This window comes from Pseudomonas sp. EA_15y_Pfl1_P101, from assembly GCF_963970835.1.
In the GTDB taxonomy this organism is placed as follows: Bacteria; Pseudomonadota; Gammaproteobacteria; order Pseudomonadales; family Pseudomonadaceae; genus Aquipseudomonas; species Aquipseudomonas tritici.
Genome location: NZ_CAXAPA010000007.1, coordinates 1 through 20,467 on the forward strand (window position 1 = coordinate 1; position 20,467 = coordinate 20,467).

Sequence of the window (20,467 nt, forward strand, 5' to 3'; positions counted from 1 at the left end):
TGCAGGCCACTCTCCCACTCGGGTGCTGACACACCAGTGCTGGCTACGGCCTTTGCCCCGCACGCGTTCTATAACCTTACGATGAACCAGTTTGATGCGCGACAGCGCTACGTCGAAGATGTAGTGGGGCCTCCCACATTTGATTTCACTGCCTCAAAAAATCCGTTTTCCAGCTAAATCCTCCGCACTCCCCGCTCAATCCCAACCAAAGTTCTGATAACGTGCGTCTATCGATTGCAGCCGGTATGCTTGGCCCGCAACCTCATGGACGCCCGCTATGACTCTTACAGAATTACGCTACATCGTTACCCTCGCCCAAGAGCAGCACTTCGGCCACGCGGCCGAGCGTTGCCACGTCAGCCAGCCGACGCTGTCGGTGGGCGTGAAAAAGCTTGAAGACGAACTCGGTGTGCTGATTTTCGAGCGCAGCAAGAGCGCCGTGCGCCTCACACCGGTGGGCGAAGGCATCGTGGCCCAGGCCCAAAAGGTGCTGGAGCAGGCGCAAAGCATTCGCGAACTGGCCCAGGCCGGCAAAAACCAGCTGACCGCACCGCTGAAAGTCGGCGCCATCTACACCGTCGGCCCGTACTTGTTTCCGCACCTGATCCCGCAACTGCATCGCGTTGCGCCGCAGATGCCGCTGTATATCGAAGAAAACTTCACCCACGTATTGCGCGACAAACTGCGCAACGGCGAGTTGGACGCGATCATCATCGCCTTACCGTTCAACGAAGCAGACGTACTGACCCTGCCGCTCTACGACGAGCCGTTCTACGTGTTGATGCCCGCCTCCCATCCGTGGACACAAAAAGACACCATCGATGCCGGCCTGCTCAACGACAAGAGCCTGCTGCTGCTCGGCGAAGGCCACTGCTTCCGCGACCAGGTGCTGGAAGCCTGCCCAACCCTGACCAAGGGCAACGACGGTGCCAAGCACACCACCGTGGAATCCAGTTCCCTGGAAACCATTCGCCACATGGTCGCTTCCGGCCTGGGTATTTCAATCCTGCCGCTGTCGGCGGTGGACAGCCATCACTACGCCCCCGGCGTCATCGCAGTGCGCCCACTGACGCCGCCGGTGCCGTTCCGCACCGTGGCGATCGCCTGGCGCGCCAGCTTCCCACGGCCCAAAGCGATTGAGATCCTCGCCGACTCGATCCGCCTGTGTTCGGTGGCCAAGCCGCCTGCCGCGAGCTGAGCAACGATATGACGGAGCTGTCGCAGGTGTCGGTGACGGCACTCAAGGGTGTCGGCGAGGCCATGGCCGAGAAGCTGGCCAAGGTCGGCCTGGAGAACCTCCAGGACGTGCTGTTTCACCTGCCCCTGCGCTACCAGGATCGCACCCGCGTGGTGCCCATCGGCCATCTGCGCCCTGGGCAGGATGCGGTGGTCGAAGGCACCGTCAGCGGCGCCGACGTGGTGATGGGCAAGCGCCGTAGCCTGGTCGTGCGCCTGCAGGACGGTACCGGTGGCCTGAGCCTGCGCTTCTACCATTTCAGCAATGCGCAGAAGGAAGGCCTCAAACGCGGCACCCGCGTGCGTTGCTATGGCGAAGCGCGGCCCGGCGCGTCGGGCCTGGAGATCTACCACCCGGAATACCGCGCCATCACGGGCGACGAACCGCCGCCGGTCGACACTACACTCACCCCGATCTACCCGCTCACCGAGGGCTTGACCCAGCAGCGCCTGCGCCAACTGTGCATGCAGACCCTGGCGATGCTTGGCCCGAAGAGCCTGCCCGACTGGCTGCCCCTGGAGCTGGCCCGCGACTATCAACTGGCGCCGCTGGACGATGCGATTCGCTACCTGCATCACCCGCCCGCCGACGCCGATGTCGATGAACTGGCGCTGGGTCATCACTGGGCCCAGCACCGCTTGGCCTTTGAAGAACTGCTGACCCACCAACTGTCCCAGCAACGCCTGCGCGAGAGCATGCGTTCCCTGCGCGCGCCGGCGATGCCCAAGGCAACGCGTTTGCCGGCCCAATACCTGGCCAACCTCGGCTTCGCGCCGACCGGTGCCCAGCAGCGCGTCGGCAATGAAATCGCCTACGACCTCAGCCAGAAAGAGCCAATGCTGCGGCTGATCCAGGGCGACGTGGGCGCGGGCAAGACCGTGGTCGCCGCCCTCGCTGCCTTGCAAGCCCTGGAAGCCGGTTACCAGGTGGCGCTGATGGCACCCACCGAGATTCTCGCCGAGCAACACTTCATCACCTTCAAGCGCTGGCTCGAACCGCTGGGCCTGGAAGTCGCGTGGCTGGCAGGCAAGCTCAAGGGCAAGGTGCGTGCCGCCGCGCTGGAGCAAATCGCCGGTGGCGCACCGATGGTGGTGGGCACCCACGCACTGTTCCAGGAGGAAGTGAAGTTCAAGAACCTCGCCCTGGTGATCATTGACGAACAGCACCGCTTCGGCGTGCAACAGCGCCTGGCCCTGCGCCAGAAAGGCGTGGGTGGCCGGATGAACCCGCACCAGTTGATCATGACCGCGACGCCGATCCCGCGCACCCTGGCCATGAGCGCCTACGCCGACCTCGACACTTCGATCCTCGACGAATTGCCGCCCGGCCGTACCCCGGTCAACACGGTGCTGGTCACCGACACCCGCCGTGTCGAAGTGATCGAGCGCGTACGCGGTGCCTGTGCCGAAGGCCGCCAGGCCTACTGGGTGTGCACGCTGATCGAAGAGTCCGAAGAGCTGACCTGCCAGGCCGCCGAGACCACCTTTGAAGACCTCACCAGCGCCCTGGGTGAGCTCAAGGTCGGGCTGATCCACGGGCGCATGAAGCCTGCGGAAAAGGCCGCGGTGATGGCCGAATTCAAGGCCGGCAACCTGCAACTGCTGGTGGCCACTACCGTGATCGAGGTGGGGGTGGACGTGCCCAATGCCAGCCTGATGATCATCGAAAACCCCGAGCGCCTGGGCTTGGCGCAACTGCACCAGTTACGCGGTCGTGTCGGCCGGGGCAGCGCCGCCAGCCATTGCGTGCTGCTGTACCATCCGCCGCTGTCACAGATCGGGCGCCAGCGCCTGGGCATCATGCGCGAAACCAACGACGGTTTTATCATCGCCGAAAAGGATCTCGAACTGCGCGGCCCCGGCGAAATGCTCGGCACCCGCCAAACCGGCCTGCTGCAATTCAAGGTCGCCGACCTGATGCGCGACGCCGATTTGCTTCCCGCCGTGCGCGATGCGGCGCAAGCATTGATGGAGCGCTGGCCCGAACATGTCAGCCCTTTGCTGGATCGCTGGTTACGCCATGGGCAGCAATACGGCCAGGTCTGAAGACTGTGTAGGCACTGGCTTGCCGGCGATGGCGCCAGCAGGAACGACAGCCCCCATAGCCAACCGCGTCACAAACCACAGTTAGTCGACCAACATATGTATCAAGCTGGTTATACTTCGTTGAATGTAAGAAATTGGATCAGGCCATGTCAGAAGTTGCCCTCGCCACAGCCCCACTGACCGCCCCGCCGGTCATTCGGGCTCTGCTCGCAAAACTCGCCATCCCCTACACGGAAGTCAGCGATCTACCGGGCCTGAACCCTGCGCAAAAAGTCCAGGCCGTATTGCTGGAAGACGCGGTGGGCGCTCTGATGGTGCTGTTCCCGCAGAACCAACTGCTCGACCTCAACCGCCTCACCGAACTCACGGGTCGCCGACTTACGGCCGTATCGCCGGATCGCGTCGCGCGCATGCTGGGCAAGCACAGCTTGAGCCTGCTGCCGGGCCTGCCGGCACTCACCAGTTCGCCGTGCCTATACGAAGGCAGCCTGCTCAACGAGCCGAGCCTGCTGGTGCATTCGGGCGAAGCTGGGCTGTTGCTGGAGATCTCCAGCGACGCCTTCAAGACCATGCTCACCAAGGCCAGCGCCGGCCACTTCGGCGAGCCGCTGAGCAACATCCGCCCCAACCTTGACCGCCCGAATGATGACCGTGAGGAAATCACCCAGGCCATGCAGGCGTTCACCGCGCGCCGCATCCAGCAGCGCCTGGAAGCGACCATCGAGATTCCACCGCTGGCCGACACTGCGCAGAAGATTATCAAGCTGCGTGTCGACCCCAACGCCACCATCGATGACATCACCGGCGTAGTGGAGACCGACCCGGCCCTGGCCGCGCAAGTCGTGAGCTGGGCCGCGTCGCCCTACTACGCGTCGCCGGGCAAGATCCGCTCCGTTGAGGACGCCATCGTGCGCGTGCTCGGCTTTGACCTGGTGATCAGCCTGGCGCTGGGCCTGGCTCTGGGCAAGACCTTGAGCCTGCCCAAGGACAACCCGCACCAAGCCACGCCGTACTGGCATCAGTCGATCTACACCGCCGCCGTAATCGAGGGTCTGACCCGCGCCATGCCGCGCGCCCAGCGCCCGGAAGCCGGCCTGACCTACCTCGCCGGCCTGCTGCACAACTTCGGTTACCTGCTGCTGGCCCACGTGTTCCCGCCGCACTTCTCGCTGATCTGCCGTCACTTGGAGGTCAACCCGCACCTGTGCCACAGCTATGTAGAGCAACACCTGCTGGGCATCAGCCGCGAGCAGATCGGTGCCTGGCTGATGCGCTACTGGGACATGCCGGATGAGTTATCCACCGCGCTGCGCTTCCAGCACGACCCGACTTATGACGGGCAATACGCTGAGTATCCGAACCTGGTGTGTTTGGCCGTGCGCTTGTTGCGCAGCCGAGGGATTGGTTCCGGGCCGGATGAGACGATTCCGGATGCGCTGCTTGAGCGCTTGGGGCTGACGCGGGACAAGGCTGAAGAGGTGGTCGGCAAAGTGCTGGATGCCGAGGTGTTGTTGCGTGAGTTGGCGTCGCAATTCAGTCAGGCTTAACAGCAGCTGCAAGCTTCAACAAGTAGTCAGCTTCAAGCTTGCAGCTTATGGCTCATCGCTTGGAGCTGCGCTTACGCCCCAAATACTTGGTCAACCCCTGGAACCAGATCACCAGCGCCGGGTTACCCTTGATCTGGATCGACTTGTCTTGAATCCCCGTCATGAACGCCAGTTGCTTGTTCTTCGCCTGCATCGTGGCGAAGCCGTAGGCGGCATCTTTAAAGGCAATGGCAAACGCCGGCGCAGGGTGAACACCTGAGCGGCTGGTGATGCGCTGGTCTTTGACGATGAAGTGACGGGCAACCTTGCCGTCGAGGGTCTGCAGCTGGAAAGCCAGGTCTTTATCACCCAGCTGCTGCTGGAAGGCAGGATTGGTGCGGCTGGCTTTGCCCATCATCAGGCCCAGCACCCACAGCAGAAGACGAAATTTCATGCACACGGCCTCGGTGTAATTATTGAGTGGCCGCAGCAGTTTAACGATTTGCTAAGAGAACGCCACCGATCTTGCGCATTAGCGGAAGATCGGCTGGCGTTTGACGCTTATAGCAGCATGTTACTTAAACGTTTGGGCAAGGTACCGGGGCCCAGTCGGCCAGGTTTGGATCGCGGCAGGCGCCTTCCATCTGAGCCTTGCCAGCGCTGGCGACCTGCTTGCTTTCAGCTTGCTTGGCCTGAACGGCCTGGATGCTCTTCTCGGTGGTGACCGCTTCTTTAGGCACGACCGGCAATTTCTTCTTCTTCGCGACTTTTGGCGAACTCTTGCCTTTCTTGGCCGGAACGACAAGCGGCGCCACGTCGGCTTGGGCCACGGTGACTACGTCATTACGCTGCACGCCTACTTGCTGCAGGTCTTTCTCGTAGGCCTGGGTGTAATTGTTCAGGTCTTCGCTGGCTTTGCCGTTGACCGCGACGATCAGGTCATTGGACTCCTTCAGGCCCGAAACGATTTCCGCCAGGCGCTTGCGGCCTTCAGTCTCGTTGACGGTCTTGGCCTTGCGGTCGGCCACCAGCTTGGTGAATGCGCCCTGGTAGCACTGCTGCGAGGCTTTGGCATAGGCAGTGCTGCGGTCGATGTCGGACGCGCTTTTGTTGAAGTCGGTGGAGTAGGAAGCAATGCGTTGATTGTCATCGCTGATCTGCTTCTGACGCTCGGTGTAGTAACCCGCCGCGCCGCCAGCCAAGGCGCCGCCCGCAGCGCCAATCGCGGCGTTGCGGCCGCGCTTTTCCTTGTCGCCAGTGAAAGCCCCCAGCAGTGCACCGCCGGCCGCGCCGATGGCCGCGCCAGTGACGACCGACTTGGTCATGTCCGAATCAGTCGCGCGCAGGTGCTGCACCGGCTCGTAGCAGTTCGGGTAGTACTCGACCTTGGTGCTCGACGCGACCTTGGAGGCCGGCGACGTGGCACAACCGGTCAGCACTGTGCTGAAGCCGGCCGCGATCAGCAGCAAGTGACGTTTGGAAACCGCCTTACGGGAAAAAAACATAGATGTGTTCTCTTTTAAGTTTGAATTGCCCAGCACGGCCCACCGCCGCCTGAGTCCCTTCCAAGCTCGCCATACAGCCAGCGATCATCGCTGACCGCTCGCTGCGAGCAGTTCCTTCAAGATCGTTGCCGGGTCGGCCCGCTGTTGCTTGCGGTAGTTGCCAACATGACGAACGAACAGTGTTGCGCGCGTCACCAGGCTCTTGCCGAGCACAGGCTTGCGATCCAACTCTTCCTTGATCCGTTGAAACTGCGCCTGGATCACCGCATCGGTATAGCGCGTGCCGGTGGCCAGGTTGTCGATGTAGATCGCCACTGCGCCATCCAGCGCGCTGCGGCCGTTGGCAATCGCTATGTCAAACAGCTGCGCGCTGGCCTCGTCTTTGTTGTCGGTAGCCTGCTGGCGACTCTTCTGCAGATTGGCCAAGCGAATGTTGTAGTTGCTGATGGTTTCGGCCACCAACGCGGCGGACTGAATCAGGTTGCCCGCCGCTTCTTCGCGTTGCTGGGCGATCAGCGAGACGTTGCGCTTAAGCTCTTCGTTGACCAGCCCAAGCTCGGCTTGCAGCTTGGGATCGACGCTGGCAGCGATGATACTGTCCAGGCGTTTGGTCGGCTCCTGGGCGTCGTCGATGGCGTCAGTCAACGAAGCCAGGCGACCCTCCTTTTGCCACTGCGCGAACAGTTCCTTGTAGCGCGAACGCGGCGCCGCCAAGGCGCCAATCGCCACGCGGAAACCGGTGGTCTCGTTGCTTTGCTCGGTGCCGTCGGCCGCAAACAACGGGTACTCGCGGCGCATGCCGGTGAACAACGTGCCCTCGCCTTCCAAATAGTTGCCGCCCTTGACCACAAAGCCGCCGTAGGTGCCCTGACGGCGCCCGGCATGCACCAGCTGGAAGGATTCCTGGACCATTTCCGCCGCATTGCCGATCACGTCGAACAGGCCAATCGGGTTAGGCAATTTGGTGCCGATGGGCATCAGGCGTGCGGCCTGGCCAGTGCCGCCGGCGACCTGGTTGAACACGGCGTAATTGCCGAGCGGGCCGTCGCTTTCGCTGCCTTCGACACGGCGCGGAAACAGGCGCCCTTCAAGGTCCTGACGGCTCACGGCTTGGCCACCGCGCGCGGCGTATTCCCATTCCACTTCGGTGGGCAGGCGCACAAAGCCCAGCCCGCCATCCTCCGCTGACGAACCGCGCCCACTGACCGGCAGTAACTCGCGGTGGTATTTCATCAGCCAGGCGCTGTACACCGCCGAGAAGCGCTCGGCTTCAAAGCGCGACAGCTTCACCTTGGGCAAACGCCCGGCCATGCCGGTGGGCGCATCGCACGCAGGCGCCGGTTCGCCACTGGCCAGTGACTGCGCCTGGGCCATCACTTGGGCGTATTGGCGTGCAGTCACTTCGTACTTGCCGATGAAGTACAGCATGGGCTTGAGCGGGGTCTTGGCGTCAGTCTTCGGCATCAACGGCGCGATGACTTTGTTCCACCCTTTGGGCAAATCCTTGAGGGTGAACTGGCCGTTGATGAAGTCGCGGCGGTAACCGGAAATAAACGATTGCTTATAGCCCGCCTCGCCTTCGGCAAAGGGGTAGCCGAGGCTGATTTCGCGATCGTCCAGGGTGCCTTGAGCCAGCACATAGGCGTAGCGGAACACCATGTTGCCTTCACACGGTAGCGGCAGGCTCACGTCATCCGGCAACGGCTTGGGGTTGTCGAGTTTGTCACTCGCTTCATCAGCCCAGGCCATCGAGGCCAGGCTCAGCGCCACGGCGGCGCCCAGTAACTTATACATCTCTGATTCCTTCAGAAGCCTGGATACGCGCCACTCGCCAACCGCCACAAACCGCCGCCACGGCGCTTACGCCGAGCACAGCAGCCAGGGCCAGGCCGTAATGACGCGCCAGCAGGTGGCTGGCGTATTCGCCCGGCACCTGCACGAATAGTTGATTCAAAGCGGCCTCGGCCAGGCCATACAACCCGGCACTGAGCGCAGCAGCAAAACCTGCGCTGTACAGCGCCTGCACCACCACAAACACCAACAGCCCGCCCGTGGAGAACCCCAACAGGCGCAACACTGACAACTCTCGACGCTTGCGCGCCACGGCGGCCAACGCTGCGGCAAAGATCGCCGCAAACGCGCCCGCCAACGCCAGCCCGCAGATCACCCAGAATATGATCGACAGGTTGCGGCTTAACGACTGCACTTGCGCAATGGTCTGTGCCTGGGTCGACACCAACACATTCTGCCTCGCGAAATACACCCGCAGCGGCTCCACATCGGTGAGGTTGCGGGCATACAGGCGAAACGCGGGATACACGCGCTGTGCGCTCACACCCACCTCATCACCGGCCCAACCCAACCTCGGCACTGCACGACCATCGCGGTAATCTTCAACGGCTTCCAGCAAACTCAATTCAACAAACAAACCGTCACGGGCAAAGGCTTCCAGCGGCAATACCGCCAACACCTGCAAGCGCGTGCGCTGGGCTTCTACGCGTCCCGCCACTTGCCGTGCAAAGCGGGTCTCCAGCCAATCGCCAGGCCGCGCAGCGAGCTTCTCAGCCGCGGTGTGGCTCAGCACGATCTGATCCAGGCCCTTTGGCAACGGCAGACCGCCCAACAACGGATCACCCGCCGCGGTCGGCAGCATTTCCAGGCTCAGCTCGCCCACTTGCGCCGTCGCTGCAATCTGCCGCGTACGCGGCACGGCAAACGCCACGTCACTGCGCTGACTGAGTTGCTCGATAAATGCACTGCTGAATCGACCACCGCCCAACGGAATAATTTCGCGGGTGGCGGGGTCGGTCTGCAAACGTTCGGTCAAACTGCTAACCAGTCCAAATTTCAGGCCGAATAACACCAGCAACGGCGCGATCACCGCCACCAGCGCCAGCACCGAACAGGCCGACAGCCACGCATCGTTGCGGTAATCCTGCCAGGCCAGCGACGCCACCAGGCCGATGCGCATCAGCACGCCTCCCCAAGGGTGGCGGTGACGCCGCCGTCGGTCTCGCGACGGCAACTGATACGCCGCACCTGCAAGCCACTGGCGCGCGCCAAGGGTTCGTCATGGGTGGCAATCACACACGCTGAGCGATGTTCGCGAGCCTGGGCCAGCAACGCCTGCATCACGCGCTCGGCATTCAAGGGGTCGAGGGACGCCGTCGGCTCGTCCGCCAACACCAGTTGCGGTGCATGCGCCAGCGCACGGGCACAGCTGACGCGCTGGCGTTGGCCCACGGAGAGCGCCGCCGGTTTCTTGGCCAACTGGTCGCCGATTTCCAGCTGCTCGGCCAGACGCACCACGCTGCCGTCATCCTTCAACCCCAGCAGTTGCCGCGACAAGGCGATATTGCCGCGCACATCGAGAAAGCCCAGCAGGCCGCCGGTTTGCAGCACATAGCCCAAATGCTGACTACGCAGTGCGGCCAGCGTGGATTGCTGATCGCTGCGCCACAGCCCACGGATATCGTGCTGATTGAATTCAAACTGCCCGGCCTGATCCGGCGCCAACACCAGCGCCAACAGGTCCAGCAAAGTGCTTTTGCCACAGCCACTGGGCCCGACAATCGCCAATTGCTCGCCCGCACGCAGCGCCAGCGCCGGAATCACCAGGCTATAGCGCTGGCTACCGACGCCCCGGCTCTTGTGCACCGCGCTCAGGTTAAGCATCACGGTAGCGTCGACAACGGCACGCGGTACAACGCATCACCCGGTTCGGCATCACCGAAACGGACCCAGTTGGCCAGGTCATTGTGGAAGGTCTCGTAGAGGCGGATTTTCGAATCCAGCTCGTCGATAAAGTCTTCCTGCTCGGCCACGCTCAACGACAACCACAGGTCCTGGGTCATGCTCAGCGACTTGCTGCGGTACGGCAGGCCTTCGAGGTATTCGCCGAGGACGCCGCCGTCGGCCAGGTTGCCGCCCTTGCGCAAGGCTTGCGGGTCGCGGCTCATGTAAGCCGAGGCGCTGGCGATTTCCTGGAAGAAATCCTTGGGTGAGGTCTGGGTCTTGCGCGCCGCATCCACGATCAGTTTCAGCGACTGCTGCAGGTCGTTGAGCTGTAATTTAGTCAGCATCACGCACACCTGGAACGCCGGCAGCGCCGGGTTGGTAAGGTCGCGGTCGGCGGTCCATGCGCTGACCAGTTGCGGCGCCTGGCTTGCGGTCTTACGACCGAGAAAGTCCATGTGCATGGCATAGCCGACCGCTGCGGATTTGTCTGCCAGGGTTGGCGCAGAACTCAGCAACGGCACCGGCTGCGGCGTGTTGCTGCGCACCTGATGCACCAGGTTGGCGAACACCGTACCGATCTCGTCGACGCGCTCGCCCAACTTGCGCACGTCGCCACCCGGCACCGGCGTGTAAAGGTCGCCAATCTGCGGGTTGGCGTCGGCGGTGAGGATGCGGTACTGGCTTTCGGCGCCGGCGTGGGTTTTCTTGCCGGCGTCGGTGCGCAGGTGCAGGGCGTAGATCTTGATCTGCTTGCCCAGCGCGGCCTGGCGCACTTCCGCCTCGTTCATCTGGGTGGCGGCAAACGGGTCGTTCTTGCGCAGCGCACCAGCATCGGTGACCAGCAGGATAATGCGCCCGCCGTAACCGGACCAATCCATGCCGTCCACCGCCTGCATCACCCCGGCGAACGCGTCTTCGTTGAAGGAATGGCTGGACACGGTGGAAGCCTTGACCTGGCGCGCCATGTCGAGGAAGCGTTGCGGATCGCGCCCCTGGTCGAGGCTGATCAGCGTCTTGGCGACGTATTCCAGGCCAGGGGTTTTCTTGACGCTGCTGCGAAAACCCACCATGCCAAAACTGACACTGTCCAACTCGCCGCGCTCGCCGATGCGGGTTTGCAGTTCGTGCACCACATCGCGGATCTGGTCGATGTAGGGCTGCATCGACACGGTGGTGTCGACCACCAATACAACGGCCGTGCGGAAGGCGTCGGCATTCGCCTTGATCACAGGCGTGGCCGGTTTAACCGCGCTGGTGCCTGGGTCGATGGAGGCCACATTGAGCAACTGCACCAGCTGGCCGTTTTCGTCAAAGCTCTCTTTGGAGTCGAAGATCGGCAACAGGTAGAACTGGTTCTGCGGCACGGCGCTGGCAGTCGGTTCCAGCGCAAGGATTTGGCTATTGTCTTCGCTGTTTTTCTGCGCCTTGGCCAGCACGCCTTTGGCGGCGGCCGGGTCAGCCAAGAGCTTTTCGACTTCACTGGATTGACGCAGGAACATCACCGGTGCCCGGCCCGAGCGCTCGGTAAATTTCAGCACCAGGCTCTGCTTCCAGTCGCTGACCTGCGCGGCCGGCAACCATCCATCGCTGCGCCCATCGGTGGCCGCGCCGACGCGTACCCACGGGCTGCCGTCGATGTCTTTGCGCTGGTAAACGTAGAGTACGGAGAACGCCGGCAGCGCCTTTCCTGGCGCGCTGCCTGCGTGCGCCGAAAGCTTCGCACCGGGCTTGCTGAGCACGCGCTGGAACAGGGTCTTCTTACCCGCCATCAACAGCGGGCGCTGACCGCCATCCACTTCAGCGACTGGAGGTGGCGGTTGCGTCACCTTGGGCACCACCGCAGCAGGCGGTTTGGCCGGCTCATCGCTGCCGCTCAACCACCAATAACTGGCGCCACCAATGGCCAATGCAACCGCTACCGCAACAGCGGCCAGGGCCAACACCGGCCCACGGTGTTGCTCGGACACGGCCTTGTGTTGCGTCGGGGTCACCACAGGTTGGCGTACCACGGGTTGCGGCTGTGGTTTATCGGTCGGAATATCGATGGTGACCGGGGTCATACCCCCCAGATCAAAGCTCAGCGGGATCGGCAGCGGCCGCACCAGCGTGGCTTCCGGTGAATCCGCCGGCAGTTCGTCCAGCGCCAGCAACAGCGCGTCCGCATCCGGGAAGCGTTCCGCCGGGTCCTTGGCCAACAGCTTGCGCAGCACACCCTGATAACGGCCATGGTGCACCGGCAACTCCGGCAACGGCTCGGTCAGGTGTGCCAGTGCCGTAGAGAGCGCGTCGGGGCCGCTGTAAGGCAACTTGCCGACGAGGATTTCATACAGCACCACGCCCAGCGCATACAGGTCGGCGCGGCCGTCGATCTCCTGGCCCCGCGCCTGTTCCGGGCTCATATAGCTCGGCGTGCCCACGGCAAAACCGGCCTGGGTAAATTGAGTGCGGTCATCCAAAGACTTGGCGATACCGAAGTCGGACAGCACTGCCGTGCCATCGGCGCGAAACAGAATGTTCGCCGGCTTCACATCGCGGTGCACCAGGCCTTGAGCGTGGGCATAGCCCAGCGCCGAAGCGATCTGGCGGATCAGCGTCACGCCCTGCTCCGGCGTCAGGCCTGCGGCAATGCGCTCCTTGAGCGTGCCATTGGGCAGGTATTCCATCGCCATGTAATACAGCTCACCGACATTGCCGATGTCATGGATGGTCACGGTGTGCGGGTGCGACAAGCGCGCCAGGGTCTTGCCCTCGCGCAGGAAACGCTCGCAAAAGCTCGGGTCGGCGGCCAGCGCCGCCGCCATCACCTTCAACGCCACCTTGCGCTCCAGCGAACGCTGGGTCGCCAGGTACACGCTGGCCATGGCGCCTTCGCCGATCTCGCCTTCGATGTCATAACCCGGGATGACGATGTTCATGACGATACCTTCACGACGATGGCGGTGATGTTGTCCGGCGCGCCCCGGCTAAGCCCGAGGTGCACCAGGCTGCGCACGATTTCATCCGGCGTGTCATGGCTGAGGACTTCGCGGATTTCATGGTCTTCGACGGTCTTGTTCAGCCCATCGCTGCACAGCAGGTAGCTGTCGCCGGGGGCAATCAGCAGGTCAACCGCTGCCAGCTCCAGCTGGGCTTCCACACCCACCGCGCGGGTGACGATGTTGGCGCGCGGATGCGTGCGCGCATCGGCTTCGCTGAGCAAGCCGCTGTCTTGCAGGTCCTGCACGTAGCTGTGGTCGCGGGAAATGCCTTCAAGCACGCCGTCACGCAGGCGATACAAGCGGCTGTCACCGGCCCACAGGCACACGCCGCGCAAGCCTCGCGCCGCCAGCAACACCACAGTGCTGCCCATCATGGTCACGCCCCGGTTGGCGGTTTCTTCGCGCACGGCCGCGTTGATGCGGATCAGGTCATTGCGCAAGGCCGCGCAATATTCTTCAAGGGAACGGCCCAGCGCCACACCGCGCAGGCTGTCGATGATCAGGCTGCTGACATAATCCCCCGCCGCATGCCCGCCCATGCCGTCGGCAACTACCCAAAGGCGGTTTTCCAGCAGGTCCAGGCAGGCGTCTTCGTTGACCTGGCGGACCATGCCCACATGGCTTTTGCTCGCGGATTTGTACGTCGCGCCCATCTACACCACACCTTCTTGTCCGAGCAAAAACTGCGCAAAATCGCCAGCGGCAGGCAGGCCCTGACACCGCAATAAACCAGGGGAAATCCGTTGCGAACCACGGCCCCACCACAAACTCGCGCCTTCACAGGCCTGTTCGGCGAGTGCGGTCATGCGCCCATGGGGCACGGTAGCGCTCACGCGCTGCAGGCCGGCGAAGCGGCTGTCCACTGCGCGCGGCTCAGTCGCCGGCAAGCCCAGGGTGTCGAGACCGTCATTGAAACGCTCAAAGGTGGCGCCGGCATCCAGGGTACTGAGCAACAGCTCTTCGGCCTGCTCGAACCAAGTGTCCGGCCCGCCCACGAGGGACGCTGGATTGGTGTCGTGATCAAGCAGCGCCACCACTGCCAGCGGGAAATACCGCCCGACCCGGTCAATGCTCGGCATCACCACACCCGCCGCCGCATCCGGCCCGCATACGCCCGGCGCCAATACAAAACGCCACAACGGGCTGACCAGGTACACATTGAGCCAATCACCGCCGAGGCTGCTCTGGCTGGCGAGCAAGCCTGCCGCCAGCCAGCTGTCCCACGGGCCGATAAAACTCTGGGGCAAGGCGCGGCTGACAAAGTCGCCGCGGCTGGCCAACTTGCCGTAGAAACCCAGCGTCGTCATAGCCGCTCCGGCAGGCTGAAGCCGCTGAGCACGCGGCTCTTGAACGGGTTGAAGGCGCTGTTGGCGCGCAACTCATAGGCGATGCTCGCGCCGTCGACCCGCAGGCGCAGGTTGAAACGGTCGGGCGAATTACCGGCGGTGAGGTCCGATTGCTGCAGCAAACGGAACCACGCCCATGGCCCGTCGAGGGTCACACCGGAGCGGCCACTGGCCGACGGCGGCATGATGGAAATACGCACCACACCAATGCTACCGGGGTTCGGCCATTGCATCGCAACCGGGCGGCTTGGGCCGTGGTCGTAGCTCAATTGCTGGCCGTCGAGGTCGAGCAGGAACTGGGTGATGGTCGGGTCCATCGACACGGGCTTGAGTTCGAAACGCACGACGGGCTGCGTGCCCCCCGATCTGAAGAACGCATCACGAATGGTCGCCGCACGTTGGAAGGTTTGCAGCACGCCCGGTGCAATCCCGAGTTTCTGCGCCGCGCCCGGCTGCCAGCGCCAGGTTTGCGTGGAGGTGTCGACGTAAGGCTGCAAGTATTTGCGGAAGTAGTTATCCATCACCCCGCCCACGCCGAAAAATTGGCCGAAGTCGTCCAAGGTGGCATCGCGGGCGCTGCCCGGCGACATCGGATAACGCCCAGCCAGGGACTGGCGATACACGTTGACCACTTCGCTGACCCACGCCGCGTTCAGCTGGTTACGCACCCCGCCCATCATGCTGTTGGTGGTGGAATTGACCACCGACTTGACCATGCCCTGCACCAGCGGCGGCTGGCGCTCGGCATTCAGGCTGACCCGCGTGGCCGCCGCCGCCGCCTGGTTCTTCGCCTCGCCCAGCAAGGCATCGCCGCTGGCGCCGACCATGGCGCTGACCTGCACATACAGCGCGTTCATGTCCGTGAGCAGGCCGTCGATGGCCGCCGGTTCGCCTTCACTCTTGCTGACGATGCTGTTGAGTTCGGCAAAGTGCGCGGTCACTGGATCATCCGTAGCGGCGGGCGCATGGGTGGTCGGTTGTTCCTGGCCGAGCAGGCTACCCAGGCGTTCCTTGAGCTTGTCGACACCGCCTTCCACTGGCACGCCTTTGGCGGCCAACTGGCGTTCTTCGGCTTGCAGGTCGGTTTCCTTGGCGACCGCCACCAGCAGTTTTTTCAGCGGCGAGGTCGGGCCGGATATCACCCGCAATACGTCGGCCGCCTGGGCCACGCTGGTGATCGGCACAAAGTCGATGTCCGCCAGCAAGGCATCCCACTGGCGCTGGTAGTCCTGGAAATACAGGCGACGCACGTCAGCGGCGAGGCTCACTACGTTCTGCTGGTCGGCCTGCTCATGGCCCAGCACCCATTGCTCTTCGGCGAGGGTGCCGGTCTGGTTCAGGCTGCTCAGCAGGAACGCCTGGCGATAGCCTTTGGCGGTAAAGAACCCACTCAGCGGTTCGCCCAACGGCATGCCGCTTTTACGGCTGAACACCAGCGCCGCGTCACGGCCGGCGGCTTCGTTGATACGAAAATCCGGAATGCCTTCGGGCAGTTTCTGGCGTTTGACCCTGTCGTAGACGCGCTGGGCCACCGGCAGTTGTTGCAACTGGCGGCGCAGGTCATCAATCAAGCGTGGGTCAAGGCGCACACTCGGCGGATGGCGCTCGAACAACGCCTGCAGGTGCCCGGCCAAGGCCTGGCGCTGATCGGCCGGCAGGTCGCGCGGCAGGTTGCGGTCCCAGTCAAGAGCGATCCAGGCTTTGATGAAGTCCGGGTCGTAATGCTCAGTGTCGGCGAGCATCAAATAGGCCTTGAGGCCTTCGTAGAGGAAGTCGGAACTACCGCCACCGTGCAGTTGTTCTTCAATACGCGTCACCAAGCGTGGTGCAAACACGGCGATCAACAGCTTGCGATAGACGCTGGCGGATTCGGCTTCGAGCATATCGCCCTGATACAGCCCCAGCCCTTCGGACCAGCTTGGCGAGTCGCCTGCCAGGTTCTTCACGGCGTTGAGCAACGGCAGCACGGCGAGCACTTCGCGCTGCGCCGGGCTCAGGTTCTGGACGGTCTGGCCCAGCGGCGCGACCTTTTGGTCAACCTGGGCGATATAAGCCTGGTTGGCGCGATAACTCACCCACCACAGGCTGCTGACCACCACTACCAACGCAACCGTGGCGGCGAGGACACCACGGGCAATCCACTTGCGCCGCCGCTCGACCTTGGGGTTCACCCCCACCAGGCCACGCTCGGCAAACGCCACGGCGGTGAAGAGTTTTTCGATGAAGTAACTGCGCCCGGTGCCGCTCTGGCGTGCCAGGTGCTGACGGTCCAGGTTCATGCTCTGGGCCATCGCGCCGATCAAGCGATCAATCGGGCTGCCTTCCTGGGTACCACTGGTGAAATACACACCGCGCAGCAACACACGCTCCTCAAAGGCATTGGGCTTGAACACGCCTTCGAGGAAGCTCTGCAGGCAATCCTTCAACGCGCCGAACTGCTGCGGGAAACCGTAGATCAGGTCGCGCCGCGCCGGGTCACGTTCCTGCTGCAGGCGTTCGACCAGGCGTTCGTTGAGGCGCTGTTCCAGGCCGGCGAATTCGCTCTGCAGGTGCGCCAGCGGGCTGTCACTGTTCTTGCCATCGTCCAGTGCAAAGGTCATGCCCCACACCTGGGCGCGGTCTTCCTTGCTCAGGTTGTCGAAGAACTCCATGAAGCCCGGCACCAGGTCGAGCTTGGTGAGCATCAGGTAGATCGGGAAACGTACGCCCAGTTGGGTGTACAGCTCCTGGATACGCAGGCGGATGGCCGCAGCGTGGGCGGCACGTTCCGCATCGGTGCCCAGTAGCAAGTCCGACAGGCTGATGGCGATAAAAGCGCCATCGATAGGCCGACGCGAGCGCTGCTTTTTCAGCAGGTCGAGGAAGCCCAGCCACGCAGCTTTATCCACCGTGGAGTTGCTGTCCTGGGTGGTGTAGCGCCCAGCGGTGTCGAGCAACACGGCCTGGTCGGTAAACCACCAGTCGCAGTTACGCGTACCGCCCACACCACGCACGGCACCGGCGCCCAACTGCGCGGCTAATGGGAAATGCAGCCCGGAATTGACCAGCGCGGTGGTCTTGCCCGACCCCGGTGGGCCGATGATCACGTACCACGGCAGCTCGTAAAGATTGCGACGCTCATCGCCACCGAGCTTGGCCTTTTTCAGCAGCGTCAGCGCTTCGTCCATGCGCTGGCGCAAGGTGGTGAGTTCTTCGGCCGTGGCGACGCTGTTGGGGTCGGCCGGGGTTTCGGCGGCCAGGCTGCGCATCACTTCGGCGGCCTGGCGGCGGGCCTGGATGATGCGGAACATGCGGTAGGCGATCCACACCGCAAACACCAGGATGATCAGCGCCCAACGGCGCCCTTCCGGCACCAGCACGTCGAGCAACGGCCCGACAAACCAGATGATCAAACTCAGGGCAATCAGGCCCAGCACGGGGATCACCCAGCGAATCATGAAACTGAAAAACGCCTTCACTCGACGCCCTCCGCCAATACGGTTATTTCAACCCGACGATTACGGGCGCGGCCTTCGGCTGTAGCGTTGGTGGCTACCGGCTCGGTGTCGCTTCGGCCTTCGGCGCTGAAGCGATCCGACTGGCCGGTCTTGGCCGCGAGGATCTCCAGCACTGACTTGGCCCGTGCCTCGGACAACGCCCAGTTGGACGGAAAGCGCAGCGTGGCAATCGGGCGGTTGTCGCTGTGCCCGGTGACGCGCACCTGGCCCTTGACCTTGCGGATGGCGTCGGCGATGCGCAGCATCAGCGGCTGGTAGTCATCCACGATGCTCGAGCTGGCGGATGCAAACAGTTCATCACCACGGATGGTCACCACAGAACGGTCGACGGCATCTTCAACGGCAACGCGGCCGGCCTTGATGTCCTCCACCAGGAAGCCAGCCAGGCGCGGGCGTTCGATCACCTTCGGCTGTGCCACCGGACGGTCGATGGCCTGCACCGGAATTTCGCCCAGTGCATGGATATTCTTGAACACCGGCTCGGCATCCGAAGCGAGCTTGAGGCGCAGGCCAAACAGCAACGCCAGCAACAACGCGACGCCGATGGCCACGGCGATCCACGGCGGCATGAATTGCGCCAGGCGATCCCGCGCCACGGTCACGCCGCGCCAGTGCGGCGACAGCTCGCGCTCATGTTCGCCGCGCGCGCTGCGGATAGCGGCGGCCGTGCGTTCGCGCAGGGTTTCCAAATGGCTGCGACCGTCGTTCATCACGCGGTAGCGGCCTTCGAAACCCAGGCACATGCACAGGTATAACAGCTCCAGCAGATACAGGCGTTCCCGCGGGCTTTGCAGGCAGTGATCAAGCAACTGGAAGACTTTTTCCCCGCCCCAGGCTTCTTTATGCACGGTGATCAACAGGCTTTGCTTGCCCCAATCACTGGTGCTGCCCCAAGGCGTGCTCAACACCGCTTCATCAAGGGCGGTGCACAACGCGTAACGCGCCAACAGCACTTCATTGCGGGCGATGCCGGCCGCTTCTGCGCGCTCTTCGAACTGGCGCAGGTAGGCCAGCAACTGCGCGCGCAGGCTGGCCGGCGCCGGGTGGGCGATGGTGTTGCGCAGGCGCGTCAGCAAGGCGAGCAACGGGCCGGCGGCACTTTCCAGCGGGTTGAGGCCCTGGCTCTTGCCAGTGAGCATCGGCGCGGCCGGCATCGCCAGCGGCGAGGGTTCAGCACGCACAGGTTCCGGCGCGCGGCCACCGGGGCGCGGCATGAACTGGGTGCGGTCATCATCATTGGGATGCATCGCGGATTATCCTCGGATCGCCCAGAAGGCCAGGTTCAAGCCCGGGAACTGCCCGGCGATGTGGAAAGCGAAACCGCCGGAATTACTCAGTTGTTGCCAATGCTCGCTGCCACGATCCAGCTCGTAATACGTCGAGCCTGCGTGGTACGGCAGTTGGCGAGGCGCCACCGGCAACGGCAGCAGGCCAATGCCCGGCAGTTGCAGGTTGACCATGTCGCGGATGTGTTCCACCGAACCGACTTTGCTCTGCTGGCCGAAGCGCGCGCGCAGGGTTTCGCCGGGCACATCGGCGCGCACCACAAGGATGAAGCTGGCGCTGTCGATGAGGGTTTTGTCGGCCAGCATCGCCACGTGGATGCCATAGGCTTTCTCCACAATCGGGATCGGCGTGGCTTTGCTGTCGATCAGCATCGACAGCGCTTCACGCAGCGCGGCCATCACCGGGGCGAAGCTCAGCACCAGATCGTCATGCTGGTAGTGCGGGTATTCCTGAGGGCGGCGGCCCGAGGTCGAGAACGTCGAAAACTCGCCGGCCAGTCTCACCAATTCACTGAAGAAGCGTTCAGGGTGCAGCGGGCTCAACTGGCTCAAATGCTGGATCAGCGGTTGGGCACGGTTGACCAATTGCAGCAGCATGAAATCGGCAATCTCCGACGCACCACCCGCGCCCGAGGCAACTACGCGGCCGGCCAAGGCTTCGCCGCGCTGGTGCAGCAGGCCGAGCAGTTCGCTGCGAAACGCCGTCAGCGGTTTGCTTGCGGCCACGTCCAGTAAGGGCGGGATGTAGGTGTCGTCGAGCACCAGCGCGCGGTCGGCGCGTTTTTCCTTGATGCGCACCAGGCCGATAGCGGCGTAGTCGCTGATGCCATCCTGGGCGGTCAACAGGCGCAGGGCGCGAGAGCCGACGGCCACTGGCGCACGGTTTTCAAAGGGGGCGTTGTCGTCACGTACTTCACGCACCTGGCTCATATAACGCGCGGCTTCCAGGGCCTCGCCTTCGTCCACGGTATCGCGGGCGCCCGCGCGCTTGAGCGGCAAGGCCAGGTACACCAGGCCGTCGCGCAGGTTGTCGTCAATATTCAGCGGGCTTGGCGCGAGGTCATCATGGGGAATGTTGAAGGGCGTACCGTCGGGCAACAGGCCGCGCGCAGAGACGATTGCCAGCTTGCCCTGGGCTAGCAGGCCCTGGTCGATCAGCAACTCGGAAAAACCCCAGGCGCCCGCGGACAACGGGCGGCTGCGGGCGTCGATCAGGTTTTCCAGGTAACGGTCATGCTGTTGGAAGTGCTGCGTTCCGATGAACATGCCTTCCGACCAGACCACGCGATTGTTCCAGGACATGGGAGCT

Annotated in this window: 14 protein-coding genes; 3 read left to right on the plus strand and 11 right to left on the minus strand. The window is 63.3% G+C overall.

Features of this window, described 5'->3' with window-relative positions:
- The first annotated feature begins 277 nt into the window (after nucleotides 1–277).
- The 3 genes from AACY36_RS12470 (at nucleotide 278) to AACY36_RS12480 (ending at nucleotide 4,829) form a co-directional block, all read left to right on the plus strand.
- The gene (locus AACY36_RS12470; protein ID WP_003213305.1) at nucleotides 278–1,198 is read left to right on the plus strand and encodes a hydrogen peroxide-inducible genes activator; all 921 of its coding nucleotides are present in this window, start codon (nucleotides 278–280) and stop codon (nucleotides 1,196–1,198) included.
- 8 nt (nucleotides 1,199–1,206) lie between these two features.
- Nucleotides 1,207–3,282 (plus strand): ATP-dependent DNA helicase RecG, encoded by a 2,076-nt coding sequence (gene recG / locus AACY36_RS12475; protein WP_339415080.1) that lies wholly within the window; start codon nucleotides 1,207–1,209, stop codon nucleotides 3,280–3,282.
- 146 nt (nucleotides 3,283–3,428) lie between these two features.
- Entirely contained in the window at nucleotides 3,429–4,829 is a 1,401-nt protein-coding gene (locus AACY36_RS12480; RefSeq protein ID WP_339415079.1) for an aminoacyl-tRNA deacylase and HDOD domain-containing protein, read from the plus strand.
- A 52-nt stretch (nucleotides 4,830–4,881) separates the two neighbouring features.
- On the opposite strand, the gene AACY36_RS12485 is transcribed toward AACY36_RS12480, so the two are convergent.
- The 11 genes from AACY36_RS12485 to tssK form a co-directional block, all read right to left on the minus strand.
- Nucleotides 4,882–5,262, minus strand: a complete 381-nt coding sequence (locus AACY36_RS12485) for a helicase (RefSeq protein ID WP_065948786.1) — start codon at nucleotides 5,260–5,262, stop codon at nucleotides 4,882–4,884.
- A gap of 124 nt (nucleotides 5,263–5,386) precedes the next feature.
- Entirely contained in the window at nucleotides 5,387–6,313 is a 927-nt protein-coding gene (gene tagQ, locus AACY36_RS12490; RefSeq protein WP_339436647.1) for a type VI secretion system-associated lipoprotein TagQ, read from the minus strand.
- A gap of 84 nt (nucleotides 6,314–6,397) precedes the next feature.
- Complete coding sequence (locus tag AACY36_RS12495) at nucleotides 6,398–8,107, minus strand: formylglycine-generating enzyme family protein (RefSeq protein ID WP_339415077.1); 1,710 nt, start codon at nucleotides 8,105–8,107, stop codon at nucleotides 6,398–6,400.
- Entirely contained in the window at nucleotides 8,100–9,284 is a 1,185-nt protein-coding gene (locus tag AACY36_RS12500; protein ID WP_339415076.1) for an ABC transporter permease, read from the minus strand. The genes AACY36_RS12495 and AACY36_RS12500 overlap by 8 nt, the downstream gene beginning before the upstream one ends.
- Nucleotides 9,284–9,988: an ABC transporter ATP-binding protein gene (locus tag AACY36_RS12505; RefSeq protein ID WP_339428315.1), complete on the minus strand. Its 705-nt coding sequence runs from the start codon at nucleotides 9,986–9,988 to the stop codon at nucleotides 9,284–9,286. Before AACY36_RS12505 ends, AACY36_RS12500 begins: the two co-directional genes overlap by 1 nt.
- Entirely contained in the window at nucleotides 9,988–12,966 is a 2,979-nt protein-coding gene (locus AACY36_RS12510; protein ID WP_339436646.1) for a serine/threonine-protein kinase, read from the minus strand. Before AACY36_RS12510 ends, AACY36_RS12505 begins: the two co-directional genes overlap by 1 nt.
- Nucleotides 12,963–13,682, minus strand: a complete 720-nt coding sequence (locus AACY36_RS12515) for a PP2C family protein-serine/threonine phosphatase (protein WP_339415074.1) — start codon at nucleotides 13,680–13,682, stop codon at nucleotides 12,963–12,965. The genes AACY36_RS12510 and AACY36_RS12515 overlap by 4 nt, the downstream gene beginning before the upstream one ends.
- Nucleotides 13,683–14,336, minus strand: a complete 654-nt coding sequence (tagF, locus tag AACY36_RS12520; RefSeq protein ID WP_339415073.1) for a type VI secretion system-associated protein TagF — start codon at nucleotides 14,334–14,336, stop codon at nucleotides 13,683–13,685.
- Nucleotides 14,333–17,833 (minus strand): type VI secretion system membrane subunit TssM, encoded by a 3,501-nt coding sequence (tssM, locus tag AACY36_RS12525; RefSeq protein WP_339497190.1) that lies wholly within the window; start codon nucleotides 17,831–17,833, stop codon nucleotides 14,333–14,335. Before tssM ends, tagF begins: the two co-directional genes overlap by 4 nt.
- A complete protein-coding gene (locus AACY36_RS12530) occupies nucleotides 17,830–19,119 on the minus strand; it encodes a DotU family type VI secretion system protein (protein WP_339415071.1) in 1,290 nt (429 codons plus the stop codon). Before AACY36_RS12530 ends, tssM begins: the two co-directional genes overlap by 4 nt.
- Before the next feature lie 6 nt (nucleotides 19,120–19,125).
- Nucleotides 19,126–20,460, minus strand: a complete 1,335-nt coding sequence (gene tssK / locus AACY36_RS12535) for a type VI secretion system baseplate subunit TssK (RefSeq protein ID WP_339415070.1) — start codon at nucleotides 20,458–20,460, stop codon at nucleotides 19,126–19,128.
- Nucleotides 20,461–20,467: the final 7 nt, after the last annotated feature.

Coding starts and splice junctions, on each gene's coding strand:
- AACY36_RS12470 (WP_003213305.1), top strand. CDS start 278: ATGACTCTTACAGAATTACGCTACATCGTTACCCTCGCCCAAGAGCAG.
- recG (WP_339415080.1), top strand. CDS start 1,207: ATGACGGAGCTGTCGCAGGTGTCGGTGACGGCACTCAAGGGTGTCGGC.
- AACY36_RS12480 (WP_339415079.1), top strand. CDS start 3,429: ATGTCAGAAGTTGCCCTCGCCACAGCCCCACTGACCGCCCCGCCGGTC.
- AACY36_RS12485 (WP_065948786.1), bottom strand. CDS start 5,262: ATGAAATTTCGTCTTCTGCTGTGGGTGCTGGGCCTGATGATGGGCAAA.
- tagQ (WP_339436647.1), bottom strand. CDS start 6,313: ATGTTTTTTTCCCGTAAGGCGGTTTCCAAACGTCACTTGCTGCTGATC.
- AACY36_RS12495 (WP_339415077.1), bottom strand. CDS start 8,107: ATGTATAAGTTACTGGGCGCCGCCGTGGCGCTGAGCCTGGCCTCGATG.
- AACY36_RS12500 (WP_339415076.1), bottom strand. CDS start 9,284: ATGCGCATCGGCCTGGTGGCGTCGCTGGCCTGGCAGGATTACCGCAAC.
- AACY36_RS12505 (WP_339428315.1), bottom strand. CDS start 9,988: ATGCTTAACCTGAGCGCGGTGCACAAGAGCCGGGGCGTCGGTAGCCAG.
- AACY36_RS12510 (WP_339436646.1), bottom strand. CDS start 12,966: ATGAACATCGTCATCCCGGGTTATGACATCGAAGGCGAGATCGGCGAA.
- AACY36_RS12515 (WP_339415074.1), bottom strand. CDS start 13,682: ATGGGCGCGACGTACAAATCCGCGAGCAAAAGCCATGTGGGCATGGTC.
- tagF (WP_339415073.1), bottom strand. CDS start 14,336: ATGACGACGCTGGGTTTCTACGGCAAGTTGGCCAGCCGCGGCGACTTT.
- AACY36_RS12530 (WP_339415071.1), bottom strand. CDS start 19,119: ATGCATCCCAATGATGATGACCGCACCCAGTTCATGCCGCGCCCCGGT.
- tssK (WP_339415070.1), bottom strand. CDS start 20,460: ATGTCCTGGAACAATCGCGTGGTCTGGTCGGAAGGCATGTTCATCGGA.